This window comes from Bradyrhizobium sp. Ec3.3, assembly GCF_000472925.1.
GTDB lineage: Bacteria > Pseudomonadota > Alphaproteobacteria > Rhizobiales > Xanthobacteraceae > Bradyrhizobium.
This window is the reverse complement of sequence record NZ_AXAS01000033.1, coordinates 1-25664: the sequence shown is the minus strand read 5'-3', so window position 1 is coordinate 25664 and position 25664 is coordinate 1. Positions and strand designations below refer to the sequence as shown.

The following is a 25664-nucleotide window of genomic DNA, read 5'->3' as shown; positions in this document are numbered from 1 at the left end:
TGACGGAGTGTTTGGTTTGGTCGGCGGAGGTATTATAGTAGCGCTTGACTCTCATTTCATCTAGTCATCTATATGACTATATGAATTCAACCCCGCTCGACGACCGCCTGCCTCGCTATCAGCGCCTGCGCGACGATCTCGCCGCGCGGATCAATCGCAATGAATGGCGGCCGGGCGAGCCGATCCCGTCCGAAGCCGAGCTCGCCGCGCACTACGGCGTCGCGATCGGCACGGTGCGCAAGGCGATCGATCAGCTGGTCAGCGACACCGTGCTGGAGCGCCAGCAGGGCCGCGGCACTTTCGTTCGCCGCGCGCGCTTCAACTCCTCGCTGTTCCGCTTCTTCCGCTTCCAGTCCGAGAGCGGCGAGCGCCGCGTGCCGCAGAGCCGCATCCTCAGGCGGAAATGCGTGCCGGCGACCTCCGCCGTTGCATCCGCGCTGCGCATCCCCGTCGGCGAGCCCGTGATCAGCCTGTCGCGCCTGCGTCTGATCGACGACGTGCCGCTGCTCGCCGAAGAAATCTGGCTGCAACGATCGCGCTTCGCGGCGATCCTCGACATCGACCCGTCCGAGTTCGGCGACCTGCTTTATCCGCTCTATGAGGAGCGCTGCGGCGAGGTGGTGGTGTCGGCGGAGGAAATCCTCACCGTCGAGACCGCGAGCGAGATGCAGGCTCGCCTGCTGCGGCTCGAGGCCCACGCGCCGCTCATCGTCATCGAGCGTCTCGCGCTCGATCTCGAACGGCGTCCGATCGAATGGCGCCGCTCGCGTGGGCCGGCCAATCGCTTCCGCTACCACGCCGAGATCCGGTGAGCGCGGGCGTCACATACATCAAGCAATCAAAGAATTCAGGGGAGAGACGATGGCAAACTGGTACAGCGAAAGCTCGCCGCTGGAGCGGCGCACCTTCTGGGCAAGCTTCGGCGGCTGGGCGCTCGATGCGCTCGACGTCCAGATGTTCGGCCTTGCGATCCCTGCGCTGATCGCAGCCTTCGGAATCAGCAAGGCCGACGCCGGCCTGCTCGGCTCGATCACGCTGTTCTTCGGTGCGTTCGGCGGCTGGATCGGCGGCGCGCTCGGCGACCGCTTCGGGCGCGTGAAGGCGCTCCAGATCACGGTCGCGACCTTCGCGCTTGCGACCTTCGCCTGCGCTTTCGCGATGAGCTTTACCCAGCTCCTGGTGCTCAAGGCCATTCAGGGCCTCGGCTTCGGAGCCGAATGGGCCTGCGGCGCGGTGCTGATGGCCGAGATCATCCGCCCCGAGCACCGCGGCAAGGCCCTCGGCTCGGTGCAGAGCGCCTGGGCGGTGGGCTGGGGCGCAGCCGTGCTGCTGTCGGCGCTGGTCTTCACCTATGCGCCGGCGGATATCGCCTGGCGGATCCTGTTCGCGATCGGACTGTTACCCGCGCTCCTGATCATCTTCATCCGCCGCGGCCTGAAGGAGCCGCAGCGCGCGGCACCGAGTGCAGCCCAGCCGCCGTTCTTCGCCACGCTCGCCGGCATCTTCCATCGCGACGTGCTGCGCGCGACGCTGATCGGCGGCCTCTTCGGCACCGGCGCGCATGGCGGCTACGCCGCGCTGACGACGTTCCTGCCGACCTATCTTCGCGAGGTGCGGCATTTGTCGGTGCTGGGTTCGAGCGGCTATCTTGCCGTCATCATCATCGCTTTCTTCTGCGGCTGCGTGATGAGCGGCATCATCAGCGACCGCATCGGGCGGCGCGCGAATGTTGCATTCTTCGCCACCGCCTGCATCGTCACCGTGCTGATCTACATCTTTGCGCCGCTCTCCAATTCGCAGATGCTGGTGCTGGGCTTTCCCCTCGGCTTCTTCTCCGCGGGCATTCCGGCGAGCATGGCCGCGCTGTTCAGCGAGCTCTATCCCGCGGGCGTGCGCGGCACCGGCGTCGGCTTCTGCTACAATTTCGGCCGCGTCGTCTCCGCCGCGTTCCCGTTCCTCGTCGGTTATCTCAGTGACCACATCGGCCTCGGGCCGGCGATCGGCATCGATGCGGCCTTTGCCTATTCGCTGGTGCTGATCGCGGTGCTGCTACTGCCAGAAACCCGCGGCAAGGTTTTTGAGCAGGCCGTAGCCGGCACGCGCGCCTGACCTGCGAATGTGGAGTAACGAACATGACGACAAGCGAACACTGCCTGACGCGCCGTCAATTCGGCGCGGGCGCTGCCGCCCTTGTGGCGGTGACCGCGGCTGCGGGCAGGGCGGTGGGTGAGGTGACCATGCCTACGATCGACACACACGCCCACGTCTTTCACCGTGGCCTCAAGCTTGCGACCGGCCGGCGTTATGCGCCGGACTATGACGCGCCGCTCGATCTCTATCTGCAACAGCTCGATCGCAATGGCATGACCAACGGCGTGCTGGTGCAACCAAGCTTTCTCGGCACTGACAATTCCTATCTCGTCGAATGCCTGAAGGCGACCGGCGGCCGGCTGCGCGGCATCGCCGTCGTCGATCCCGCAGTTCCTGCCGAGGAGCTTGCCACGCTCGACCGCGCCGGCGTCGTCGGCATCCGTCTCAACCTCGTCGGCCAGCCCTTGCCGGATCTCGCTGCGCCAGAATGGAAGGCGCTGCTGGCATCGGTCAAATCGCTGGGCTGGCAGGTCGAGATCCAGCGCAACGCTTCCGATCTTGCAGCGCTCGCGCCGCAGCTTCTCGATCGCGGCATCACCGTCGTGCTCGATCACTTCACGCTGCCCGATCCAAAACTCGGCGTCGCCGATCCCGGCTTCCAGTCGGTGCTGAAGCTGGGTGCGACCAGAAACGTCTGGGTCAAGATCTCCGCGCCGTACCGCAACGGTGCGGCCGGCGAGAGTTTTGCGAAGGAAGCGTACCCGCCGCTGCGCACAGCTTACGGTCTCGACCGTCTGTTGTGGGGCAGCGACTGGCCGCACACACAGTTCGAGGCGACGCAGGTCTACGAGAAGAACCGCCGCTTCCTCGACGAGCTCGTCACGGATAAGGACGAGCGCGCGCAGGTGCTTGCCTCGCCGCGACCACTCTTCCGCTTCTAGAGCATGATCCGGAAAAGTGTGAAGCGGTTTTCCGAAGAGATCATGCTCAAAGAAGAATCTCGCGCGATTGCACCGAGTGCTCCGAGTTTTGGGGCATGACGGCTGCTGGTGTCGGCCTGTAACATGCAGGCCGATGCAGCTGGTTGAGGCTGCACTTTGCGTGAGGGAAGAAAGATGCAACGCCGCTACATCACCGTCGACGTGTTCACCAACCGCGCCTTCGGCGGCAACCAGCTTGCCGTCGTGCTCGATGCCGGCGGGCTGTCGACGCAGCAGATGCAGGCGATCGCGACCGAGTTCAACTATTCCGAGACCACCTTCGTGCTGCCGCCGCGCGACAAGGCCAATGATGCGGAGGTGCGCATCTTCACGCCGGTGAGGGAAATTCCCTTCGCCGGTCATCCCAATGTCGGCACTTCCTTCGTGCTAGCGAGCCTCGCGAAGGAGCCGAAGTCGCGCCTGCTATTCGAAGAGAAGGCAGGGCTCGTGGCGGTCGACATTTTTAGGGAGCAGGGCCGCGTGGTTAGCACCGAGCTCACCGCGCCGCAGCCGCTGTCGCGCTTCGCGCAGCTTTCGGCCGAGGACGTCGCGGCCTGCATCTCATTGACTGCGAATGACATTAAGATCGATCGCCATGCGCCGCAGGTCGTCGGCGTCGGAACGCCGTTCGTGGTGGCGGAAGTGCGCTCGCGCGATGCAGTACGACGGGCGAAGCCCGACGCTGCCGCGTTTGGCCGGGTGTTGCCGCGCGACGGCGCCTTCGCGGTTTATTTCTACACGCGCGACGTGCCAGCGGCGGAGAAACCTTGTGATCTCCAGGCGCGGATGTTCTTCCCCGGCGCCAGCGGCCTGATCGAGGACCCCGCAACCGGCAGTGCCACGGTCGCCGCGGCCGCCTTGTTTGCCGATCTCGATCCCCAGCGCGACGGTGAGCTGAAGCTCACGATCGGCCAGGGCTTTGACATGGGCAGGCCGAGCATCCTGCTGACGCGCGTGGTGAAACAGAACGGCGCGCTGCTGTCCTCTCACGTCGGCGGCCAGTGCGTGCAGATGATGGAAGGAACGTTCCGCTTGGCGGCGGAGGGCTAAGCTCTCTCAACTCGTCATTCCGGGGCAGCGCGAAGCCCTGAGCCCGGAATCCATCGGGCCGCAGAGTTCGCGGATGAATGGATTCCGGGCTCGCGACTTCGTCGCGCCCCGGAATGACAGCCAGAGTGGAATGGCGGTCAAATCTGCCGTCCCACCAAATTCTCCACCTTCACCCCGTCGCGCTCCTCGATGATCTCGGCGATCATCTGGCGATGGCAGTGAGTGTGGTCGCGCTCGTAGCAGAGCAGGCAGACTGGACCCGCCTTCTTCACCAGCGCAGACAATTCGTCGAGCTCTTCCTTGGCCTGCGGCGTCTTCAGGTGCTTTGAGTAGATCTTCTCGAGCACCGCATACTCGCCGCTGCGCGCGGCGAGCCGCCCTTCTTTGGGCGTGCCGAGGGCCGCGAGGTGGACATAGGCGATGCCGCGCTCGTCGAGCCCCGCCGCGAGCTGCTTCTTGGAAAAGCCCGGCCGGCGCGACGACGTCACCGCGCGCACGTCGACCAGCAGCTTGACGCCGGCATGCTCGAGCTCGTCCAGCACCGCCTTGGGCGGTGTCTGCTCATAGCCGATGGTGAAGAGCTTTTTCGCTTTGGCCATGCCAAAACCTCAGGCGACCCGCGCGATCAGTTCCATGGCGCCGGCCGGCGCGCGCACCTTGCCCTCGTGGATGACATAGGCGAACACGTCGCGCGGCTCCTTCTTGGGCTTTGCCTTGTCAACTTTCGGCAGGTCATCCGGTTCACTACCCGAGGCCCAGGCCTGAAACCGCTTGCCCCAGGCATCGAGATCCCTGGGCGGATAGCAGGTCTTCAGCTCGTCATTGCCCTTCTGAAGCCGCGCATAGACGAAATCGCTGACGACGTCCGCAATCGCCGGATATTTGCCGTGCTCGGCGAATACCACGGGCGTCTCAAACTCGCGCAGCAGCGCGACGAAGTCGGGCGTGCAGAAGCTGTCGTGCCGGACTTCGACCACATGGCGCAGCGCGCGGCCATCGAGCTTGCGCGGCAACAGCTCCAGGAACTTGCCGAAATCGGCGCCGTCGAACTTCTTGGTCGGCGCGAACTGCCACAGCACGGGGCCAAGGCGGTCGCGCAGCTCCAGCACGCCGGAATCGTAGAAGCGTTTGATGGAGTCGCCGGCCTCCGCCAGCACCCTCCGGTTGGTGGCAAAGCGCGGTCCCTTGACCGAGAAGACGAAGCCGTCCGGCACTTCGGAGGCCCATTTGCGAAAGCTCTCCGGCTTCTGCGAGCCGTAATAGGTGCCGTTGATCTCGATCGAGGTCAGCTTCGATGCGGCATAGGACAGCTCCTTCGCCTGCGTGAGCTTCTCCGGATAGAATACGCCGCGCCAGGGCTCGAAAGTCCAGCCGCCGATGCCGATGAAGATGTTGCCCGATTTTTGCGACGCGGTTTTTGCTTTGGCCACCGGAGGATCTCGCGCGGATGAGGGGATGGCCTTCATCCTAATCAAACCAGATCTGATTGGCCAGTTGCGGCGCCCCGTCAAAGCTCGTCATCGGGATCTGCGATTATCGAGAGACAATATAGTTTTGAATAGTTTTGACAGTGACATAAACTCCTTTCTTCTGCAGATAGTTTTACATCGAGCTAAGCTGCTGGATAATCAGCAATTTTTGATGAGCCGCAGCGCGTTGGCTCTCAGGCTCGTTCACATGAGACGGCCTCGGCGAGACCGCTTCGTCTGCATGCTGCGGACGGCTATGGCCGATCGCTTCATGGGTCATGATGCGCGCCGCACACACGGAGGCCTCGCCCGTACGTTAAATATGAATTGCGTGCCCCAGCGATTTCAGCGCGGCCTCGTGGAAGCCCTCGCTTTGGGTCGGGTGCGCATGGATCGTCCCCGCGATATCCTCGAGGCGCGCGCCCATCTCCAGCGCAAGGCTGAAGGCTGCTGAAAGTTCGGCAATGCCCGCACCGACGCCCTGGATGCCGAGCAGGACATGGTTGTCGGCGCGTGCCACGGTCCGGATGAAGCCATCCTCACGATCCAGGGTCAGGGCACGGCCATTGGCCTTGAACGGAAACAGGTCGGTCTTGATGTCGAAACCGGTCTGGCCCGCCTCGCTTGGTGACAGGCCGACGGTGACGATCTCGGGGTCGGTGAAGCAGATCGCAGGAATCGAAATCCGGTCCCAGGCGCGGCGGTGGCCAGCGACGATCTCAGCCACCATCTCACCTTGCGCCATCGCACGATGCGCGAGCATTGGGTCTCCCGTGACGTCGCCGATTGCCGAGATGCCGCGCATCGAGGTGCGACATTTGTCGTCGATCCGGATGAAGGGGGCATCCATGTCGAGATCAAGAAGTTCAAGGCCAAAGCCGGAGGTCGCGGGCCTGCGGCCGACCGTGACAAGAATCTTGTCGACATCAAGCGTTTTCCGCTCGCCGCCGGCGGTTTCGATTTCAAGCGCCGTGCCATCAGCGACGAGTGCTTTTGCCTTCGCGCCTGTCAGAACCGAGACGCCGAGCGCTCGTAAGCGCCTGGCGACCGGATCGCTCAGGTCGCCGTCATATTGGGGCAGAATACGCGGTGCGGCCTCGACCACGGTAACGGCCGCGCCCAGCTTGGCGAATGCCGTGCCGAGCTCAAGGCCGATATAGCCGCCGCCAACAACAACAAGCTTCTTTGGGATTTCGGTGAGCGCCAACGCCTCGGTCGACGAGATCACGCGGGCGCCGAAGGGAAGAAACGGCAGCGCAACCGGTTCGGAACCTGTCGCGATCACCACCGTTTCGGCACGGATCATTTGCAGGCCAGATTGCGTTTCGACTTCGACGGTCTTGCCGTCCCGGAAACGGGCATATCCGGCCACGAGCCTGACGCCTGCTCGCTTCAAGAGACCGGCCACGCCCCCGTTCAGGCGCCGGACGATATTGTCTTTCCAGGCGATGGTCTTGGCGAAGTCGAGCGACGGCTTCGCCGTGGAAATGCCGAGTACGCTGTTTCTATCCGCGGCCAGCGCAATAGTTTCATACTCGGCGGCCGCGTGGATTAGCGCCTTCGAGGGAATGCAGCCGACGTTAAGACAGGTGCCACCCGGCTTTTCAGCTTCGACAATGATCGTGTCGATGCCGAGCTGGCCGGCACGGATCGCGCAGGTGTAGCCGCCGGGGCCCGCGCCGATGACAAGGAGCTTGCAGGTGATCTCGTTCATCGCTCTATGCGTCAATGAAGATCATGGCGGGCGTCTCGAGCTGCGTCTTGATTCGCTGCACGAACTGCGCGGCATCAAAACCGTCGATCACGCGATGATCGAAGCTGGACGACAGGTTCATCATCTGGCGCGGTACGAAGGCCGCGCCGTCCCAATGTGGACGGACGGCGATGCGGTTGACGCCGATGATCGCGACCTCGGGATGATTGATGATTGGGGTGGTCGCAAGCCCGCCCATGGCCCCGAGGGACGTGATCGTGATGGTCGAGCCGCTGAGTTCGTCGCGCGAGGCGCTGCCTGTCCGAGCCGCTTCGGCGAGCCGAGCGACCTCCGTGGCACAACTCCAGATGTCGCGCGATTCAGCATGGCGAACCACCGGCACCACCAGGCCATTTTGTGTCTGCGTGGCGATCCCGATGTGGACGCCGTCATGTCGGTGCACGATGCCGGACTCGTCGTCGAAATGGGCATTCAGCATCGGCTGTTGGGCGATCGCGCGGACCATCGCGCGCATGAGGAATGGCAGCAAGGTCAGCTTCGACTTGCCGGGCCGCTGCTGGCCATTAAGCTTGCCACGTAGATCCTCAAGTGCGGTGACGTCGATCTCCTCGACATAGGTGATGTGGGGAATGCGCGAGTTCGCGATCGACATCTTCTCCGCGATCCTGCGGCGGAGACCGGCGATCTTGATGTCTTCGACGCCGGTCTTCGTCAGGTATGTGGTCGCCGCGGCACCGACGGAACTGTGCGCAGGATGGGCGTCGAGATCGGCATGGGTGATGCGCCCGGCAGGACCCGTGCCCTGTATCTGGCGCAGGTCGAGGCCTGCTTCACGCGCGCGCAAGCGGACCGCTGGGGAAGCCAGCGGCTTGGTTTGCTCGGCGGGAGGTTCCGCAACCGCGGGCTGAAGCGGTGTCGCGGCCGCAGGTTGAGCGATTGTTTTGGTCGTCTTCATCACGGCCGGTGGCTCGGCCTTGCCTTCAACTTCCAGCCGAACGAAGTCCGAACCAATGGCGAGCACATCGCCCACATGCCCGGCGAGCCAGATGACGCGGCCTTCGGCGGGCGAGGGGATTTCCACCGTCGCCTTGTCGGTCATGACTGCACCGAGCACGGCGTCCTCGCGCACGATGTCGCCGACCTTCACGTGCCATTCCACGAGTTCGGCTTCCGCGATGCCTTCGCCGACGTCGGGCAGCTTGACGGCGCGTTCCGCCATCTCACGCCTCCAGCGTTTCGATCAGCGCACGGCCGATCCGCGCGGGTCCGGGGAAGTAGTCCCATTCCTGCGCGTGCGGGTATGGCGTGTCCCAGCCGGCGACACGCGCGATCGGCGCTTCCAGATGATAGAAGCATCGCGTCTGAACGAGTGCGCAGAGCTCGGCACCGAAACCTGAGGTCAGTGTCGCCTCGTGCACGATCACGCAACGTCCGGTCTTCTTGACGGAGCTTTCGATGGTATCGAGATCGAGCGGCAGCAGTGTGCGAAGATCGATGATCTCGGCGTCGACACCGGTTTCGGTTGCCGCAGTTTCGGCGACGTGCACCATCGTCCCATAGGCGAGAATGGTGACGGCTTTGCCCGGCCGGCGGATCGCGGCGCTGCCGAGCGGAATGGCAAAATGTCCGTCGTCGACCTCACCGAGATCGTGCTTCGACCATGGCGTGACCGGCCGATCATGATGGCCGTCGAATGGGCCGTTATAGAGCCGCTTCGGCTCGAGGAAGATCACGGGATCGGGGTCCTCGATAGCCGAGATCAGAAGACCCTTGGCGTCGCGGGGATTCGAGGGCACCACCGTCTTGATACCGCAGACATGGGTGAACAACGCTTCCGGGCTCTGACTATGCGTCTGGCCGCCGAAAATGCCGCCACCGGTCGGCATCCGCACCACAAGGGGGCAGGTGAACTGGCCGTTGGAGCGATAGCGCAGCCGCGCCGCCTCGGAGACGATCTGGTCGTAGGCCGGATACATGTAATCCGCGAACTGGATTTCGACACAGGGTTTCAGGCCGTAAGCGGCCATGCCGACGGCGATGCCGACGATGCCGAGCTCGCTGATCGGCGTATCGAAACAACGGTTCGTGCCATATTTCGCCTGCAGGCCCTGGCTTGCCCGGAATACCCCGCCGAAATAGCCGACGTCCTCGCCGAACACGACGACATCGTCATCGCGCGACATCATCACGTCCATGGCGTCCCGGATCGCTTCGATCATTGTCCGCCGTGGCACGTTTCAGACTCCCGCTTCCTGGCGCTGGCGGCGCAGATGCGGCGGCATCGCCGCGAATACGCCCTCGAACATGTCGCGCGCAGATGGACGTTGCTCGGAATGAAGCGTGCCGTAGCTTTCGGCCTCCTTCTGTGCCGAGGTCACGGTGTCGAGGATCTCGGCCTCCGTCTGCTTATGCCGTTCCTCCGACCAGACACCGCGAACGATCAAATGGTTCTTGAGCCGGATCACGGGATCGCCCAACGGCCATGCCTCGGATTCCGTCTTCGGCCGATAGCCCGCGGGATCGTCGGAGGTGGAATGCGCGCCGACGCGATAGGTCACGTGCTCGATCAGGGTCGGGCCGAGATTGCGGCGTGCACGCTCGCAGGCCCATTTCGCGACCGCATGGACCGCAAGGTAATCGTTGCCGTCGACGCGCAGCGCCGGAATGCCGAAGCCAAGACCGCGTGCCGCGAACGTGCCGGAGCCGCCGCGTGCGATGCCCTGGAAGGTCGAGATGGCCCACTGATTGTTGACGATGTTGAGCACGACCGGCGCGCGATAGGTCGAAGCGAACACCAGCGCCGCGTGGAAGTCGGACTCGGCGGTTGCGCCGTCGCCGATCCACGCAACGGCGATCTTGGTATCGTTCTTGATCGCAGATGCCATCGCCCAGCCTACAGCCTGGATGTACTGGGTAGCGAGATTGCCGGAGATCGAGAAGAAGCCGTGCTGCCGTGAGGAATACATCACGGGCAGCTGACGTCCCTTCAGGGGATCGTGCGTGTTCGAGTAGATCTGGTTGGCCATGTCGACCAGCGAGTAGCCACCGGCGATCAGAAGTCCCGCCTGGCGGTAGGTCGGAAAATTCATGTCGCCCGGCAGGAGCGCCTTGCGGAAAGCGCAGCTCACGGCCTCTTCGCCCATATGCTGCATGTAGAAAGACGTCTTGCCCTGGCGCTGCGCCATTTGCATGCGCGCATCGAACGCGCGCAAGGTCATCATGTGCCGAAGGCCCTCGAGCAATTCGCTGTCAGAAAGTGTGCCCGCCCATGGACCGACTGCTTTGCCCTCGCGGTTGAGCACGCGGATGACAGAGAAGGCGAGGTCGCGGATCGCCTCGGAGTCCACGTCGATTTCGGGACGGTCGACCTGGCCTGCGCGGGGAATCCGGATGTTCGAGAAATCGGGCGTGCCGCCTGGGCGCACCGCGGGCTCCGGCACGTGCAGTTTCAGGGGCGCATGCTCCGCGGATTGAACCGCCTCGCCCCGCGGGATCATGGCGTCACGCATGAGGTTGGGTTCGGGCATTGGCATTCACCTCTCACCTCAATTGCATCGATGCAGAACAATGCGTCGACGCGGCGAGCGAGCCGGTCGATGACGTCGCGATCATCAATGTCTATGGAAGCCGAGATACGGCATTCGTTCGCTTCGGCCCGAGCGCTGACGGCAACGAGCCGAAGTCCCGCGACGCGCGTCTGGTCGAGCAGGCGGCCGAGTGCGGCGTGCATATCGCTGGTCTGGAGCTCTAGAAAATACACCGCATGTGTCTCGTTTTGTTAGTATATCGTACTGGCAAAGTTCGGGATTGTTGTTCTTTTGATCTGGGTATCCTGCGAAGATGTGATATATATTTTCTGCACATTGGCCATAGGCTCAGAATGGAGTTCTTGGTATGGCGCCAGTCCGACATGCCACAGGGCCAGTCAAGGCTCCGCGCAAGGATGCGCTTCGGCTCGACGAGATCGATCGCAAGATCCTGCGCGCCTTGCAGCAGGATGCGCGCCTGACCACGGCGCAACTCGCCGACCGGATTGGCCTCTCCACCACACCATGCTGGAATAGACTGAAGCGCCTCGAGACGCAGGGCTATATCGATGGCTACGTCGCGCTGCTCAATCAGGACAAGCTCGGCCTGCCTGAAACGGTCATCATAGAGGTGACGCTCGATCGCCACGACGAGGAGGCGCTCGAACGTTTCGGTCAACTGCTCACGAGTTTGCCGGAAGTGATCGAAGCCTATCTCACCACCGGCGATTACGATTACGTCGTGAAGGTCGCCGTTGAAAGCACCGCCGGCTACGAGCGGTTTCTGCGCGAAAAGCTCTATCGCATCCCAGGCATCCGCCACAGCCGGTCGTCGTTTGCGCTACGCTGCCTGAAGAAACTGACCTCGGTGCAGGTCTAGTCAAATGCGCCGCGGCGATGAGAAGACGTCACACAATGTGACGTCTGCTCCTTGCGTTCCAGTTGAGAGAGTGGGGTTCGTCAGAAAGCGGTCTTCTTGCCGGTGATGCCGACATAGCTTGATCGCACCAGCGCTCACCAGCACCCATCCTTCTTGACGATCACATAGAAGGAATCGGCCGACAATATCGGCTTGTCGTCGGCGTCATAGCGCGTAAACCTCGTGACAAGCTAGCTCTTCGTCTTATTGGTTTACCCTCAATCCAGCGTCGATCAGTCCCTTGCGAAGAGCGCGCATCTGTGGATCGAAGGGGAGGGCAATGGGAAAGCACCTGCGCGGGGGAGTGCTGAATGCAGAAGCAATTCCGTCGGAGTGCTGGCCACAAAATGATGACGCCATCTGCGGAAAAACATTTCGCCGCAAGGGGTCGCACAATCCAGCTGACAGTAAAAACTCAGGGCGAACCGGTCTTCGATTGACATCGAATTCGACCGCGATAACAGGAGAACAAGATGCGGATGCTGATCGCACTGGCGCTGGTCATGATGACGTCTGCTGCCGTTGCCGATGACGATGATGCTGGAGGGGCGCACAAGCTGGCGATCCAGGGCCGCGACGACTACTGGCACTGCCTGGCGCGGGAATATTCACGCGACAGCAATCAGGGCCTCTCGGAACAGGATTTTTCCCGCTCGGTCGCCGGCGCCTGTCCCTCAGAGCGGCAGTATTACCGGGTGGCGTTGCTCGACTATCTGACGATGCAATATCCCAACATCGATGCTGGCGCTCATCTCGCGACCGCGAACAGGGCGGTAGAATCGGCGCAGAAGGACATCGTGACGGCCTTCGCCAAGCACAGGACACCTCAGCGCTAGCTGGCTGCGAATTAACCGTCGGAACCTGCGGCCCTTCCGGCTGGCTGCGCTTCCGTGATATCAGAAGGGCTCACCGGAGCGGGAACGGGCAGGATGACGTCTGAGTCGGTCGGAGGCATTTTTGGCGCGATCGTCGCAGCTATCGTGCTGGCGGTTGCCGTCGTGTTCGGGCCCATCGGCCAATACGGCAAGCCGCCGAAGCCGAAGGCGGCGGCCCAGCCTGCGGCCGCGGCACCCGCGGCTCCGGCCGCGCCTGCTCCGCGCGGACCGGTCATCCGCGAAGTGCCAAACCAATAAGCCGGCCCTCTTGCGGAGGGCCAGTGACGTTCCTATCTAGCTGATAACGGCGACGTTGCAGCTCACCGCTCCGGCGCCGGGACGACCTTGGAATAGCTTGGGCTGCGCCGGATGTACGCGCGGCTCGTTATTCTGGGGTCGTTGGCATTTTTGTACCCCTTTTTTGGGTGCGCTCCCCTCAAAACCCCGGCTTGGCATCGCAGGACGCGGCGGATATACGCTCACCGTCATGAACGAAGCGATCAGACCAGCCCCCGAGACCCTGCCCCAGGCCCCGCAATCGGGTCCGCGGTCGCCAGAGCTGTCCGTCGTCGTCCCCACCTTCAACGAGCGTGACAACGTCACGGTCCTGTACCGGCGGCTGGAGGACACTCTGGCCGGCATCGCCTGGGAGGTGGTGTTCGTCGACGACAATTCGCCCGACGGAACCTGGGACGTGGTGCGCGCGCTCGCCAGGCGCGACAGCCGCGTGCGCTGCATCCGCCGCATCGGCCGCCGCGGCCTGTCGGGCGCCTGCATCGAAGGCATTCTGGCCTCAAGCGCGCCCTATGCGGCCGTGATCGACGCCGATCTCCAGCATGACGAGACGCAACTGCCGAAGATGCTCTCGCTGCTCGCGAGCGGGCAGGCCGAACTCGTCGTCGGCAGCCGCTACATCGAGGGCTACAAGAGCGAAGGCTTCAACAAGCAGCGCGCCGGCGCCAGCGCGCTTGCGACCGAAGTCGCCAGGCAGGTGCTGCAGGTCGAGATCGCCGACCCCATGAGCGGCTTCTTCATGATCCGCACCGACCGCTTCGAGCAACTGGCGCCAAAACTCTCGGTGCATGGCTTCAAGATCCTGCTCGATGTCGTCGCGTCCGCGCGCGGCGGCTTGCGCACCGTCGAAATTCCCTACACCTTCGGCGCGCGCCAGCATGGCGAGAGCAAGCTCGATTCCATGGTCGCGCTCGATTTCCTGGGCCTCGTGCTGGCGAAGCTGACCAACGACGCGGTGTCGCTGCGCTTCCTTCTGTTCGCGATGGTCGGCGGCATCGGCCTCGTCGTGCATCTCACGACGCTTTTCATCGCCCTCGAGATCTTCAAGGCGCCGTTCGCGGAGGCGCAGGCCTCCGGCGCGCTCGTCGCCATGACCAGCAACTTCATCCTCAACAACTTCCTCACCTATCGCGACCAGCGGCTGAAAGGCTTTGCGATCGTGCGCGGCCTGATCGCCTTCTACATCGTCTGTAGCGTCGGCCTGTTCGCCAATGTCGGCGTCGCCTTTTCGGTCTACGACCAGGAGCCGATCTGGTGGCTTGCCGGCATGGCCGGCGCGCTGATGGGCGTGGTGTGGAACTACGCGATGTCCGGACTGTTCGTCTGGCGCAAGAAATAGCGCATCATGGGCGGGGCCGACGCGCGGATCGTCCGTAACACCGCGCTGATGATCATCGCGCTCGTCGTGCTGCGGCTGGTCGCTGCCGCCTTAACGCCGATCACCTTCGACGAAGCCTATTACTGGATGTGGTCGAATAGCCTGGCGGGCGGCTACTACGACCACCCGCCGATGGTCGCCTATGTCATCCGCGCCGGCACCATGATCGCGGGGGACACCGAGCTCGGCGTGCGGCTGGTCTCGGTCCTGCTCGCGCTGCCGATGAGCTATGCGGTCTACCGCGCCGCCGCGATCCTGTTCGGCGGCGCGCGCGTGGCCGCAACCAGCGCCATTCTGCTCAACGTGACCATGATGGCTTCCATCGGTACGCTGATCGTGACACCGGATGCGCCGCTGCTGGTTGCTTCCAGCTTCGTGCTGTTCTTCCTGGCCAAGGTTCTGGAGACCGGCCGCGGCGCATGGTGGCTTGCGGTCGGAGCGGCCGTCGGTGCGGCGCTGCTGTCAAAGTACACCGCGATGTTCTTTGGCGCCGCGATCCTGATCTGGCTCGCGGCGGTGCCGAAGCTGCGGCGCTGGTTCCTGTCGCCCTGGCCCTATCTCGGCGGCCTCGTTGCGCTCGCGCTGTTCTCGCCGGTGATCCTCTGGAATGCGGATCATCACTGGGTCTCGTTCGCAAAGCAGCTCGGGCGCGCGAGGATCGAGGACTTCCGTCCGGTCTTCATCGCCGAGCTGATCCCGACTCAGATCGCGTTCGCAACACCCCTGGTCTTCATCCTCGGTGCGATGGGCCTGCACGCGCTGACCTGGCGACGGGCCGGCGCGCTGGCCTCGCGCGTGCTGATCGAGGCGATGTTCTGGACCATCGTCGCCTATTTCGTCTGGCATTCGCTGCATGCCCGCGTCGAGGCGAACTGGTTCGCGCCGGTCTACCCTGCCTTCGCGGTCGCGGCCGCGGTCGCCGCCCACATCGCGCGATGGAAGCCGCGACAGCAGGACCTTGTCGCATTCTGTCTGAAATGGGCGGCCCCCGCCGGCATCGCGATGTTTGCGGCCCTCATCGTGCAGGCCAATACCGGCTGGCTGTCCGGCTATCGCCGCGACGCCACCGTGCGCAGCGTCGGCGTCGGCTGGCGCGCGCTCGCATCCGAGATCGAGGCGGTCCGCGCGAAGACCGACGCGACCTGCATCCTGGCGCCGGACTACGGCACCACCGCCTGGCTCGCCTTCTATCTGCCGCCCGGCACCTGCGTGGTCCAGCGGGACCAGCGTATCCGCTGGGTCAACATGGGCGAGCCCGATCCGAAACTCTTGGCCGGCAAGCTGCTCTATGTCGACGAACTCCGCGCCGGCGGTCACCCCTTCTTCAACGAGATCTTCGCGCAGGTGACGCGCGTTGCGGAATTGCAGCGCAAGCGGGGGCCGTTTGTCGTCGAGACCTACGGGATCGATTTGCTGGAGGGCGCCAGAGGCGATGTTCTCGACCGTTCGCCGCCGCCGGAAGCCCGGTAACGGGTTTCGAGCTCGCAGCCCGCAGCGTCGGCCTCAGTCGCGGTCTGTCCCGGCTGCTGCTCTTCGTGCCAGAACCAGACGGTGACCGCACTGGCGCGGCCACGAACCTTCGTCTGCAACGGTCCCGTCAGAATGCCGTGGGGATCACCGTGGAAGTCGGCCGCGTCCAGCAGGGTATCGCTGAACGCGAGCCGCGCATCGTGCTGGGCGGCGACCTCCATCAACCGGTTCGCCACGTTGACGTTGTCGCCTGTCGCGGTGATGTGCTGGTGGCTTCCGCCGAGGCGCGAGGCGACGATCGGACCAAAATGCGCGCCGATCTTGAAGCCGAGCTGATCCCTGTATGGTGCTGGCAGCGATGCCATCCAGTCTTTCACAACGCGGTGCAGCTCGAGCGAGCATTTGACGGCACGCGCAGCGTCGTCAGGCGTTGGGCGCGGCAGGCCGAACAGGATCATGGCGCCGTCGCCGAGGAAGCCGGTGATCATTCCACCGGACGAGACCGCCGTCTTGTCGACCAGCGCATGAAACGCCTTGAGCAGCTCGCGAAGCGTGTCCGGATCAAGCCGTTCGCTGAGCGCAGTGAAGCCGGAGAGGTCGATGAAGACGATGGCGGCATTCTGGCGAACCGGCTCGCTGAGGAAATCGGGATCGCGCGCCAGCCACTCCTGTACGGCGAGTGCCTGGAATTGCGCCAACGATCTGCTCTTTGCTGTCAGGTACTGCGTCCTGCGGCTGCCCGCCCACAATTGCACGCCGGTAAAGATCGCAACCGGCGGCACCGCGGCCGCGAGCGTGGTTGCGGCGTTGAGCCAGATACCGTGCGTGAACGCGAACAGGTTGAGAGCGGCCCACGCCATCACCACCACCACGGCAGCAATGAGGCCGATCGCGCTGCGCCGCCAGGCAAGCAGACCCACCAGGACCATTGGCAGCAGGATCGCGGCGAATGCGTCCGCGACATGAACCTTGCGGTCGCGCACGATGCCGTCGCCGGCGACGAGGTGCGTGATCGCGGTCGAGACGACCTCGACGCCGGGCATCAGGGCGTCGAACGGCGTCGGGAAGAAATCGCCGCCGCCGGACACCGATGCGCCGATCACGACGATCCGGTTCTCGATTGTCCCGCGATCGAGCGTGCCGTCGAACACGTTCTGCGCGCTCAACGTGCGGATCGTGCGGCGCGGGCCGTAATATGTAATCGGTAGCGAAAAGTCGGTGTCGGTCGAAACCGTGCGATCGCCGAGCATCAGGTGATCGGGCGCAATCGTCAGCGGCTGGCCGAGCGCGCGGCTCGCAACACGCAGCGGAAACGACAGCTCAACCTTGTCGCCGGTCCGGAACAGCATCGGGACCGAGAGCGGGGAGCCGGACTGCCCCGTCGCAACATTGACGATGCCGACCTCGGCGTGATCGGCGAAGGCCGGCAGCGGCAGCAGGAAACGCTCGGCCTGGGGCAGGGCGGCGAGCGGCCCTTCGCTGCTCCTTGCCACGGTATCGCTGGTGGTTGGAAAGATCGCCGCGGCGGCAAGCACCGTTGGGCCGGCAGCGAGCGAACGCGCCAGCATGGCATCGCCGAGTCTGGCGCCTGGATCGACCAGCAGGAGGTCGACGGCAATCACCTTCGGCTTGAACTGCGCGACGGCATCGACGACGCGCGCGAGGTCGGCGCGGGGAAGCGGATAACGGCCGCCGCGCTTCACGACGGTGTCGTCGATCGCAACGATGGTGACGAGATCGGGCGGAGGCTGCGCGCCGCGCGCCAAGGTTCGCAAGTCCGTCAGCGTCGCCTCGAGACGATCGAGAAACCGCAGATGGCCGTTCGCGTGAGCGACGTAAATGGCGGCGCCCCACAGCGCAGTGAGGACGAGCGCAACCAGGATCTGAACACGTCGGCTACTCATACCCTTCGTTCTGCCGTCACCTATTGTCCGAACCTCTATTGTCCGAGTCTTATTGTCCGAGTCTTGCCATCAAGGCGTCGATGCGTGGCTGGCCCCAGCGCTTGACCTCCGCCATGCTGGTCGCCTCGACGTCGACGCCTTCGCCCGGTCCGAGCACGACGGCCCGTCCGCGAGCCCTGCGGCTGACGCCGACACGTCCGTCGGCGACGAATACGGACGTCTTGCTGCCGTCGGCGGCATCGACGGCCCATCTCGTGCCGCGCACCGCGGCGATCGCCTGCGGCGTCAGCACCTTGAAGGGATTGCCGCGGGGCTTCTTGGGAACTTCGACCAGCAGTGCCTTGCTGCTCAACTCGACCGAGTCGATATGTCCGTCGCGGTTGGCGTCCTTAAGTTCAAATCTGGCGCCATTTTCCGCAACGATCGTGATGCCGTTGTCGCAGCGCCAAGTCTGCGTATGAGCGGTCTGCGTTCCCGCGGCCGACGGCGATGACGTGCAACCCGCGCCGGCAGGCTGCGCGACAGCCTGTCCGATCAACAAGAACGACGACGCCAGAGACCAAAATCCGGCGTGTGCGACCCTTCTCATGCCAGCCTCCATTGGCGTGCTCGGCACATTTCAAGGCGATCTTGATACGGTACCGTATCACGCGCAGAGGCTGCCGAAAAGTGCCGAGATGGGACCTATTTTGTCGCTGGGCTCTTTTCCAGATCGTGAGCAATCAACTCTGGGTCAGCGCGCCGTGTAGCGTGGGCGTTCGGCGCGCGATGAGACCGATGTCAGCCGGCGCATCGCGTGTCGCATCAGAGGAGTCCGCCAGCCTCGCGCAACGCTCCGTCGCTATGATCCGGCGGCGTTCAAGATCACGAAAAGGCCGTGGTTGGATGCGTCATGAGATGTGACCGGAGGGGGCAGATCATCGCGCCAAACCGGTCGAGAAATATGGTTAACAACTTCGTCTAAGTCCGTAATTCTGCGGACTTTTTCCCGAAATGGGACAGCCTTTGCGGGATGCCCCATATCCGCCCGAACTTAATCCGCATTTAACTAAAAGTCGCCTTAATGACGCTCCGACCCTCTGCGAGATGCAGCTCTCGGACCGTGACCAGCAGCGGCACTTCGAAGGGGGACTGAGTGACACCGTCCTGGACGCAAGGCGAATGAGTACGAGTATCGCTGCGCAAAGTAACGCGGCACGGAAGTCCAAGAAGAATTCTCGGAAGTCTTCCCGGAAAGTGACCACCCAGACCATCGTCGGCGCCGCCGCGATCGGCTGCCTCGTGCTGGGCGCCGGCTGGACCGTCTACAACAACGTCTTCGGCGCGAACGTCTATCCGACCGTTGGCACCGCCGGCTACGACGAGCCCGTGATCAAGCGTGCGCCGAAGGTCGCGCTGCGCGAGGCCGGCGAAGCGGTCAGGGAAGTTTTTGCGATGCTGCCCGATCGCGGGCGGGTGGTCACGCCGATGACCCGCGAAATGTTCAACGAGCGTTTTGCCGCCGCAGCCCCGCAGAGCGTGGCGTCCAACGCGGCGAGCGCGGCGCCGCAGGCGCCCGCCACGAACGTTGCCGACGCCAAGGAGACCGCGAAGCCCGCCGCGCCTGTGAAGGTCGCGGAAGCGCCGAAGGCGCAAGGCCCCGCCAAGATCGCAGACGCCGCAAAGGCCAAGCGCGGCGCAGATGCGCCGGTGCAGCTTGCCTCGGCCGAGCCGGCCGAGACCGCGCGCGTGCCAGAGGCGAAGCCCAAGTCTTTCGCCGATCGCGCGAAGGCGGCGGTCATGGCGATCACCGGGCCGCGGCAGTCGATGGTCGAGAAGCTCTGGGGCAAGCGCGAGCCGTCAGGCGGCCTGCTTGCTTACGCTTCAGCCGATGCGAGTGTGACCGCGAGCATCGCGCCGAAGGAGCAGAACCCGATGCTCGGCGGTGCGCCGCCCTATGACCGCGACACGGCGGTCTACGACATCACCGCCAAGACGGTGTATCTGCCCGACGGCACGAAGCTCGAGGCGCATTCCGGCCTCGGCTCGAATCTCGACGATCCGCACTCCTCGCGTGTCCGCATGCGCGGCGTGACGCCGCCGCACATCTATACGCTGAAGCCGCGCGAGGCGCTGTTCCACGGCGTACCGGCGTTGCGGCTGACGCCGATCGGCGGCGAGAACGCGATCTACGGCCGCGACGGCCTGCTCGCGCACACCTTCATGCTCGGACCCAACGGCGATTCCAACGGCTGCGTGTCGTTCCGCGACTACTCGGCCTTCCTTGATGCCTACCGCAACAGGGGCATCCGCAAGCTCGCCGTGCTCGCGCGGGTGGAGTGAGACCTTAAGCCGTCACTGTCTTGCGCAGCGCCATTTCGGTCGCAATCGCGTCCCGCACCGCGGGCCGCGCCTGCATGCGGGCGAGATAGCTGACCAGCGACGGCCATTGCGCAATGTCGACGCCTGCGGGACGGAGCAGCAGCAAGGCCCAGGTGAGATGCGCATCCGCAACGGTGAAGCGGTCGCTGACCAGGAATTCGCGCTCGGCGAGATGCGTGGCGGGCATCGATAGTGTCTGTCCGATTCTTGCACGCGGCTTCGCAAGCGACGCCTCGTCCTTGTACCAGAAGCTCGGAAACAGGAACGCCTTGTGGATCTCGGCGCCGATGAAGCTGAGCCACTCCTGCAGGCGATAGCGATCGGGATCGCCGGGCCGCGGCGCGAGACCGAGCTCAGGCTTCAAGTCGGCGATATATTGCAGCACCGCTGCGCTCTCGGTCAGCCGTTCGCCATTCTCCAGGACCAGCACCGGCACGGCGCCTTTTGGCGAAACGCTACGGAAGTCGCTGCCGTCGTCCACGACCTTCTTGGTCCAGAGATCGACGAGGTGATAGCGCGCCTCGATGCCAGCCTCCATCAACGCAATACGGCTTGCGAGCGAGCAGGCCATTGGCCGGAAGAAGAGCTGCAGCATGTGTTGATATGCTCCGTGTTCGGATTTGATCAGATCAACGCATCGCTGCGCGCGATGATGGCAAAGCGGTCAGACAGTTCGGCGAGTGCAACGTCATGAACGGTTCTGGCTGCGATCGTGCCGCCGCGGCCGTCAGGCAGGTCGCGCGTCGCGCAGGCATCCGAGGCAATCGTGGTGCGCAGACCGAGATCGAGCGCGGCGCGCGCGCTCGAGCTGACGCACATGTGGGTCATGAAACCCGCGATGACGATGTTCTTGCGCCCGGTCGCGGCAAGCCGTGCTTGCAGGTCAGTGCCGGCAAACGCATTCGGCAGCGCCTTTTCGATCACCGGCTCGGTTGCGAGCGGCGCCAGGCTCGCAATGATCGCGCCGCGCTCCGCCTCGCGGTCGAACAGGCCGCCCGATCGGCCCTTGTGCGCGATATGGAGGATCGCCGCACCGCTCTGCCGCGCGCGGGCCAACAGTTGCGCCGCGCGCGCGATGGCCGCCTCCGCATCGGGCAGCGCCAGCGGGCCTGCGCGATATTCGTTCTGGAGATCGATCAGGACGAGACAGCTCTCGCCGAGCCGGGGCAGGCTCAAATCGGCGCCGGCGAGTTCGAGCAGGGTCTTGGGAGCGGTCATGGTGAGGCTGCCTTTCGGTGACGTCAGATCGACAAAACCTAGCGCAGCTCCCGCCTGCTATTGTGCAGGAATATTGCAGCATATGGCTGCGAATTTGCAGGCGTGGCGCCGTGCGTGCTAAATGGCTGCATGAACTGGGACGATCTCCGCATCATCGCGGCCGTGCGGGAGGAGGGCACCTATGCCGGTGCCAGCGCACGGCTGCGCATCGATGAGACCACGGTCGGGCGCAGGCTCGCCCGGATCCAGCGCGACCTCGGCGTGCCCCTGTTCGAGGCGGTCGACGGATTGCGCCGGCCGACCCGCCATTGCGAAGCGGTGCTCGAGCACGTCAAGGCCATGGCGGCGCATATCGCCGCGATCGATCGCATCGGCGAGAGCGAGCCCGGTGCAGTCGGCCGCTTGCGTATCGCTTCCACCAATACGGTCGCCGAGGAGCTGCTGGCGCCGCGCGCGCAAGCTTTTCTGCGCGACAATCCCGGGCTGACGCTGCAATTCCTCACCTCGAGCGAGAATGTGAAATTCTCGCGCTGGCAGGCCGATCTGGCCATTCGCCTGCGCAAGCCCGATAAGGGCGATTTCACGATTTCGAAGCTCGCCGACGTGCGCCTGTATTTCTTCGAGCCGGCGGATCGGAGCGACATCGACCCGATCGTGTGCGGCTATCCGGACGAGCTCGACGCGATCCCCGAGGCGCAATTCTTGCGCGCGAAGCGGCTGAAGAATGCGCGCTGCGTCACCGACAACATCCGCGTCATGCGCACCCTGATCCAGTCGCATCAGGTGATCGGCGTGCTGCCCGAATACAGCTGCGAGGCGTTGCTCGCCGATCGCAGCCTGCGCGCCACCTTGCTTCCCCGGCGCCGCGACGTCTGGCTGCTGGTGCAAAACCACCTCAAGCGCGATCCCGCAACGCGTCTGACGATCGAGTGGGTGCGCTCCTGCTTCAAGGATTTCGCGAAAAGCTAACGGCTTCCGGCGACCAATCTCGCGGCTTCGCGCGCCGAATTCAAATTGTCGCAAGAATCACGCTTGCAATCGAGCTCGGCTTGCCTTATGAGCGCGCTCCTTCGCGTTGGCCATGTGTTCGGGCTCTCTGAGACCCGACTGGCGCGGGCCGGTCTCCGGTTTCGTGTTCCGCCGAACGAAGATGCAGGATGTAGCTCATGGAGAGCGTCGGGGTAAAATCCGAAGGCATCGGTTCGATTCCGATTTCTTGTACCAACCAAAGGATAGCTCAGTGGTAGAGCAGATGACGTTTAATCATCGTGACGCGGGTTCGAATCCCGCTCCAGCGCTCCGTTTCAGCCTAGAAAGCTGATTCCTCTGAAGGGGACCGGACGCGCGCTTCAGTCGCAGTCCGGCCGTTTTGCCGAAAGGCTTTCCGTCCGCACAACGACACTGTGAGACCGGCTTTGCGCCGCGGGTAGATACCGCTTGCGCCGATGCCGGGTGGCTCCGTGCGACCGCTCGACACACGTCGGGCGATTGCGCGCGTGCGCCCGTCATCACGCAAGCTCAAGCCCCGGCCCGCCGATTTCTCAGGAAGCGTCGTCCGCGTCCTCACGTCCTTTGCAAACGAAACCCGCCGTCCGGCCGCGTCTGGCCGGAGGGCAACATGATGGAGGCGTGCCATGAGCTGGCATTTGCTGATGCTGAACGTGACGGTGAAGGATGGCGAGCGTGCGTTGCTCACGCGCAACGGGCAGCTCGTGCGCGTGCTTGCGCCCGGTCGGCATCGCCTGTTCGATCCCCTGCACGAGCTCAGGGCCGAGCTGTTCGACGTCGTGCGCGCGGAATTCTCCGCGGATCGCTACGCGGTGCTGAAGGCCGCACGGCCTGATCTTGCCGCCGAGCTGTTCGAGGCGGTCGAGACCAAGGCGGACGAGATCGCCATCGTCAGCCTTGACGGGCGGCCCGTGCACCTGATGACGCCCTGGCAGGTGCGCGTCTACTGGAAGGTCGCAACCCGCATCGATGTCGAGCGCATCGATGTGTCGCGCGATCCCCAGGTCGATGCGCGGCACCTGACCATGATCGAGCGCAATCGTTCGACCGTCGTGAGCGAGACGGTGGTCGAGAACCACGAGGCGGGCCTGCTCTATGTCGAGGGCCGGCTCGTGGAGCGGCTTGCGCCCGGCCGGCACGCCTTCTGGACCGTCGGCCGCAAGATCGAGGTGAAGCGCCTCGACCTGCGGCCCCAGGCGGTCGAGATCACCGCGCAGGAGATGCTGACCAAGGATCGCATCGCGCTGCGGGTGACGCTGACGGCGTTCCGCAGGATCGTCGATCCCGAGCGGACGGTTGCGACCGTGCCCGACGTGGATGCGTGGCTGTACCGCCTGGTGCAGTTCGCGATCCGCGAGGCGGTGGCGGGCCGAACGCTGGACGAGGTGCTGTCGGCGAAGGCGGCGCTGGATGCGGAGCTGCGCGACTATGTGCGCGCACGCGTCGCGGTATCCGGCGTCGAGGTCACCGAGCTCGGCGTCAAGGATGTGATCCTGCCCGGCGAAATCCGGGAGCTGGTGAACAAGGTGGTGGAGGCGGAGCGGGTCGCGAAGGCGAACCTGATCCGCCGGCAGGAAGAGACCGCGGCGACGCGTTCGCTTCTGAACACCGCCCGCCTGATGGAGGAGAACCCCCTGCTGCTGCGGCTCAAGGAGCTGGAGTCGCTGGAGCGGCTGGTCGAGAAGGTCGGCCGCATCGACCTCCATGCCGGTGACGGCGAGGGCCTCGATGCCCTGCTCACCCGGCTGGTGCGCCTGAAGGCGCCCGAGAGCGCGTGACGTCAGAAAGGCCGCCCACGGGCGGCCTTTCGTTTATCCGGTGAACGAAGTGCAGGGACACTGCGACCAAGGTGAGGCGAGTATTGCGTGCGCCGAGCCGCGCGACAGTCTCGACGCGTTCGAAGGTATCGCGGGCAGGATTATGACCACTCTTCAAGAATCCGTTCGTCCGAAGCCGCGATCCAGTGAATGGAAGGCGGTTCTGATCCTGATTCTGTTGATCCCGGTGCTGTGGTCGCCGCCGCTCGTGTTTCGCTTCTTCCTGTTCGAGCCGTTCAGCATCCCCTCCGGCTCGATGGCGCCGGCGCTGCTAACGGGCGATTACGTCCTCGCCAGCAAGTATGCCTATGGCTACGGCCGCTACTCCTTTCCCTATGCACTACCCTTGTTCTCGGGGCGCATCTCCGCATCCGATCCCGTGCGCGGCGACATCGTGGTGTTTTGCTCAGGGATGGATTCGAACGTCGACTACATCAAGCGCGTGGTGGGGCTGCCCGGCGACCGCATCCAGATGCAGGAGGGCGAGCTCGTCATCAACGACCGCCCGGTTGCGCGCGAGCGGTTGAAGGATTCCCCCAGCACCAACGTGTGCGGCCTCGATCGCGCAAGAGTGAAGCGCTGGCGCGAGACGCTGCCGAACGGCGTGAGCTACGAGACCTATGACTGCATCGACAACGGCCTCTACGACAACACGCTCGTCTTCACCGTGCCGGCCGGCCACGTCTTCGTGCTCGGCGACAACAGGGACAGCTCGACCGACAGCCGCGTGATGACCTCGATCGGCTACGTGCCGATGGACAATCTCGTCGGCCGCGTCAGCCGCATCTTCTGGTCGATGGACGAGGACGGCGACCCGCGCATGGAGCGGTTCTGGAAGGTGGTGAGGTGAGGGGGCTGCAGCTCTCTCAGCTGTCATTCCGGGGCGCGCGAAGCGCGAGCTATGATGCGCAATTGCGCATCTGAGAATCCATAACCCCAGGCGCTTGCAATGGCCTACTACGTCTACATCCTCGCGAGCAAGAAGCACGGCACGCTCAACATCGACGTGACCAACGACCTCGTACGCTGCGTTTGCGAGCACAAAACGAAAGCCGTTCCCGGCTTCACGACAAAGTACGGCGTCGACAAGCTCGTGCTGTTTGAGGTCTACGATGACGCAGCGATGCCATCGCGCGCGAGAAGGAGCTCAAGAAGTGGCGGCGCGATTGGAAGACGCGGCTGATCGAGGAGCAGAACCCGAACTGGGACGATCTCTATTCCGGGATAACCAACTGACGTTCGTGGTTATGGATTCTCAGATGCGCAATTGCGCATCATAGCTCGCGCTTCGCGCGCCCCGGAATGACGGGCGGAGAAAGTGCGCATAAAAACAAAAACCCCGGCATCGCTGCCGGGGTTTCGCATTTCTTGAGTTTGCCAGAACGGCTGGATCAGAAGTCCATGCCGCCCATGCCGCCGCCCGGGGGCATGGCGGGGCCGGCAGCGGCCTTCTTCGGCAGCTCGGCGACCATGGCCTCGGTGGTGATCAGCAGCGCCGCCACGGAGGAGGCGTTCTGGATCGCGGTGCGCACGACCTTGGTCGGGTCGATGATGCCCTTGGTGACGAGGTTGCCGTACTCGCCGGTCTG

At 64.2% G+C, this 25664-nt stretch carries 24 protein-coding genes, 2 tRNA genes and 2 pseudogenes; 17 read left to right on the top strand and 11 right to left on the bottom strand.

Features of this window, described 5'->3' with window-relative positions:
* Positions 1 to 80: 80 nt before the first annotated feature.
* From YUU_RS0127640 to YUU_RS0127625, 4 genes are all read left to right on the top strand, one after another.
* Positions 81 to 812 carry a GntR family transcriptional regulator gene (locus YUU_RS0127640; protein ID WP_027525306.1) on the top strand — a complete coding sequence of 244 codons (732 nt, stop codon included), beginning with the start codon at positions 81 to 83 and terminating at the stop codon, positions 810 to 812.
* A gap of 49 nt (positions 813 to 861) precedes the next feature.
* Positions 862 to 2109: an MFS transporter gene (locus YUU_RS0127635; protein ID WP_027525305.1), complete on the top strand. Its 1248-nt coding sequence runs from the start codon at positions 862 to 864 to the stop codon at positions 2107 to 2109.
* A 23-nt stretch (positions 2110 to 2132) separates the two neighbouring features.
* The gene (locus tag YUU_RS0127630; RefSeq protein ID WP_027525304.1) at positions 2133 to 3032 is read left to right on the top strand and encodes an amidohydrolase; all 900 of its coding nucleotides are present in this window, start codon (positions 2133 to 2135) and stop codon (positions 3030 to 3032) included.
* A 174-nt stretch (positions 3033 to 3206) separates the two neighbouring features.
* Complete coding sequence (locus YUU_RS0127625) at positions 3207 to 4121, top strand: PhzF family phenazine biosynthesis protein (protein ID WP_027525303.1); 915 nt, start codon at positions 3207 to 3209, stop codon at positions 4119 to 4121.
* A 137-nt stretch (positions 4122 to 4258) separates the two neighbouring features.
* Here YUU_RS0127625 and YUU_RS0127620 read toward each other — a convergent pair whose 3' ends face one another.
* The 6 genes from YUU_RS0127620 to YUU_RS0127595 form a co-directional block, all read right to left on the bottom strand.
* The gene (locus tag YUU_RS0127620; protein ID WP_027525302.1) at positions 4259 to 4720 is read right to left on the bottom strand and encodes a DUF488 family protein; all 462 of its coding nucleotides are present in this window, start codon (positions 4718 to 4720) and stop codon (positions 4259 to 4261) included.
* Positions 4721 to 4729: 9 nt separating this feature from the next.
* Positions 4730 to 5587 carry a DUF72 domain-containing protein gene (locus YUU_RS0127615; protein WP_156944540.1) on the bottom strand — a complete coding sequence of 286 codons (858 nt, stop codon included), beginning with the start codon at positions 5585 to 5587 and terminating at the stop codon, positions 4730 to 4732.
* A gap of 319 nt (positions 5588 to 5906) precedes the next feature.
* Positions 5907 to 7304, bottom strand: a complete 1398-nt coding sequence (lpdA, locus tag YUU_RS0127610; protein WP_027525300.1) for a dihydrolipoyl dehydrogenase — start codon at positions 7302 to 7304, stop codon at positions 5907 to 5909.
* Between the two features lie 4 nt (positions 7305 to 7308).
* Positions 7309 to 8523 (bottom strand): dihydrolipoamide acetyltransferase family protein, encoded by a 1215-nt coding sequence (locus YUU_RS0127605; RefSeq protein ID WP_027525299.1) that lies wholly within the window; start codon positions 8521 to 8523, stop codon positions 7309 to 7311.
* Between the two features lies 1 nt (position 8524).
* Entirely contained in the window at positions 8525 to 9538 is a 1014-nt protein-coding gene (locus YUU_RS0127600) for an alpha-ketoacid dehydrogenase subunit beta (RefSeq protein WP_027525298.1), read from the bottom strand.
* Between the two features lie 3 nt (positions 9539 to 9541).
* Positions 9542 to 10801: a 3-methyl-2-oxobutanoate dehydrogenase (2-methylpropanoyl-transferring) subunit alpha gene (locus YUU_RS0127595; RefSeq protein ID WP_035663515.1), complete on the bottom strand. Its 1260-nt coding sequence runs from the start codon at positions 10799 to 10801 to the stop codon at positions 9542 to 9544.
* A 29-nt stretch (positions 10802 to 10830) separates the two neighbouring features.
* Between YUU_RS0127595 and YUU_RS0127590 the strand changes: the two genes are divergently transcribed.
* From YUU_RS0127590 to YUU_RS0127565, 6 genes are all read left to right on the top strand, one after another.
* Positions 10831 to 11055 carry a hypothetical protein gene (locus tag YUU_RS0127590; protein ID WP_027525296.1) on the top strand — a complete coding sequence of 75 codons (225 nt, stop codon included), beginning with the start codon at positions 10831 to 10833 and terminating at the stop codon, positions 11053 to 11055.
* 143 nt (positions 11056 to 11198) lie between these two features.
* Complete coding sequence (locus YUU_RS0127585; RefSeq protein WP_051389911.1) at positions 11199 to 11711, top strand: Lrp/AsnC family transcriptional regulator; 513 nt, start codon at positions 11199 to 11201, stop codon at positions 11709 to 11711.
* Between the two features lie 512 nt (positions 11712 to 12223).
* Positions 12224 to 12586, top strand: coding sequence for a hypothetical protein (locus tag YUU_RS0127580; RefSeq protein ID WP_027525294.1), 363 nt, complete (start codon positions 12224 to 12226; stop codon positions 12584 to 12586).
* A gap of 93 nt (positions 12587 to 12679) precedes the next feature.
* Positions 12680 to 12883 (top strand): hypothetical protein, encoded by a 204-nt coding sequence (locus YUU_RS0127575; protein WP_027525293.1) that lies wholly within the window; start codon positions 12680 to 12682, stop codon positions 12881 to 12883.
* A 229-nt stretch (positions 12884 to 13112) separates the two neighbouring features.
* Entirely contained in the window at positions 13113 to 14258 is a 1146-nt protein-coding gene (locus YUU_RS0127570; RefSeq protein ID WP_027525292.1) for a glycosyltransferase family 2 protein, read from the top strand.
* 6 nt (positions 14259 to 14264) lie between these two features.
* Entirely contained in the window at positions 14265 to 15767 is a 1503-nt protein-coding gene (locus YUU_RS0127565) for a glycosyltransferase family 39 protein (RefSeq protein ID WP_027525291.1), read from the top strand.
* Here the strand turns inward: YUU_RS0127565 and YUU_RS51860 are convergent.
* Positions 15695 to 17671: a CHASE2 domain-containing protein gene (locus tag YUU_RS51860; RefSeq protein WP_035663496.1), complete on the bottom strand. Its 1977-nt coding sequence runs from the start codon at positions 17669 to 17671 to the stop codon at positions 15695 to 15697. The two genes, YUU_RS0127565 and YUU_RS51860, sit on opposite strands and share 73 nt — an antisense overlap.
* Positions 17672 to 17720: 49 nt before the next feature.
* A complete protein-coding gene (locus YUU_RS0127555) occupies positions 17721 to 18260 on the bottom strand; it encodes a FecR domain-containing protein (protein ID WP_027525290.1) in 540 nt (179 codons plus the stop codon).
* Positions 18261 to 18832: 572 nt separating this feature from the next.
* Here YUU_RS0127555 and YUU_RS0127550 point away from each other — a divergent pair.
* The gene (locus tag YUU_RS0127550; protein WP_371260508.1) at positions 18833 to 19993 is read left to right on the top strand and encodes a DUF2778 domain-containing protein; all 1161 of its coding nucleotides are present in this window, start codon (positions 18833 to 18835) and stop codon (positions 19991 to 19993) included.
* A 4-nt stretch (positions 19994 to 19997) separates the two neighbouring features.
* On the opposite strand, the gene YUU_RS0127545 is transcribed toward YUU_RS0127550, so the two are convergent.
* Together YUU_RS0127545 and YUU_RS0127540 are read right to left on the bottom strand one after the other, a co-directional pair.
* Entirely contained in the window at positions 19998 to 20627 is a 630-nt protein-coding gene (locus YUU_RS0127545) for a glutathione binding-like protein (protein ID WP_027525288.1), read from the bottom strand.
* 29 nt (positions 20628 to 20656) lie between these two features.
* Positions 20657 to 21250 (bottom strand): cysteine hydrolase family protein, encoded by a 594-nt coding sequence (locus tag YUU_RS0127540; protein ID WP_027525287.1) that lies wholly within the window; start codon positions 21248 to 21250, stop codon positions 20657 to 20659.
* 129 nt (positions 21251 to 21379) lie between these two features.
* Here YUU_RS0127540 and YUU_RS0127535 point away from each other — a divergent pair, with 129 nt between their 5' ends.
* The 6 genes and pseudogenes from YUU_RS0127535 (at position 21380) to YUU_RS51855 (ending at position 25311) form a co-directional block, all read left to right on the top strand.
* Positions 21380 to 22219: a LysR family transcriptional regulator gene (locus YUU_RS0127535; RefSeq protein ID WP_027525286.1), complete on the top strand. Its 840-nt coding sequence runs from the start codon at positions 21380 to 21382 to the stop codon at positions 22217 to 22219.
* Positions 22220 to 22402: 183 nt separating this feature from the next.
* Positions 22403 to 22474: transfer RNA gene (locus tag YUU_RS0127530), tRNA-Leu, on the top strand.
* Positions 22475 to 22480: 6 nt separating this feature from the next.
* Positions 22481 to 22544: transfer RNA gene (locus YUU_RS0127525), tRNA-Lys, on the top strand.
* Positions 22545 to 22884: 340 nt separating this feature from the next.
* Positions 22885 to 24036 carry a slipin family protein gene (locus tag YUU_RS0127520; RefSeq protein WP_027525285.1) on the top strand — a complete coding sequence of 384 codons (1152 nt, stop codon included), beginning with the start codon at positions 22885 to 22887 and terminating at the stop codon, positions 24034 to 24036.
* A gap of 142 nt (positions 24037 to 24178) precedes the next feature.
* Positions 24179 to 24925, top strand: coding sequence for a signal peptidase I (gene lepB / locus YUU_RS0127515; protein WP_027525284.1), 747 nt, complete (start codon positions 24179 to 24181; stop codon positions 24923 to 24925).
* Between the two features lie 99 nt (positions 24926 to 25024).
* Positions 25025 to 25311: pseudogene (locus YUU_RS51855) on the top strand (GIY-YIG nuclease family protein).
* A 155-nt stretch (positions 25312 to 25466) separates the two neighbouring features.
* Here the strand turns inward: YUU_RS51855 and groEL are convergent.
* A pseudogene (groEL, locus tag YUU_RS51850) lies at positions 25467 to 25664 on the bottom strand (chaperonin GroEL); the annotation flags it as partial.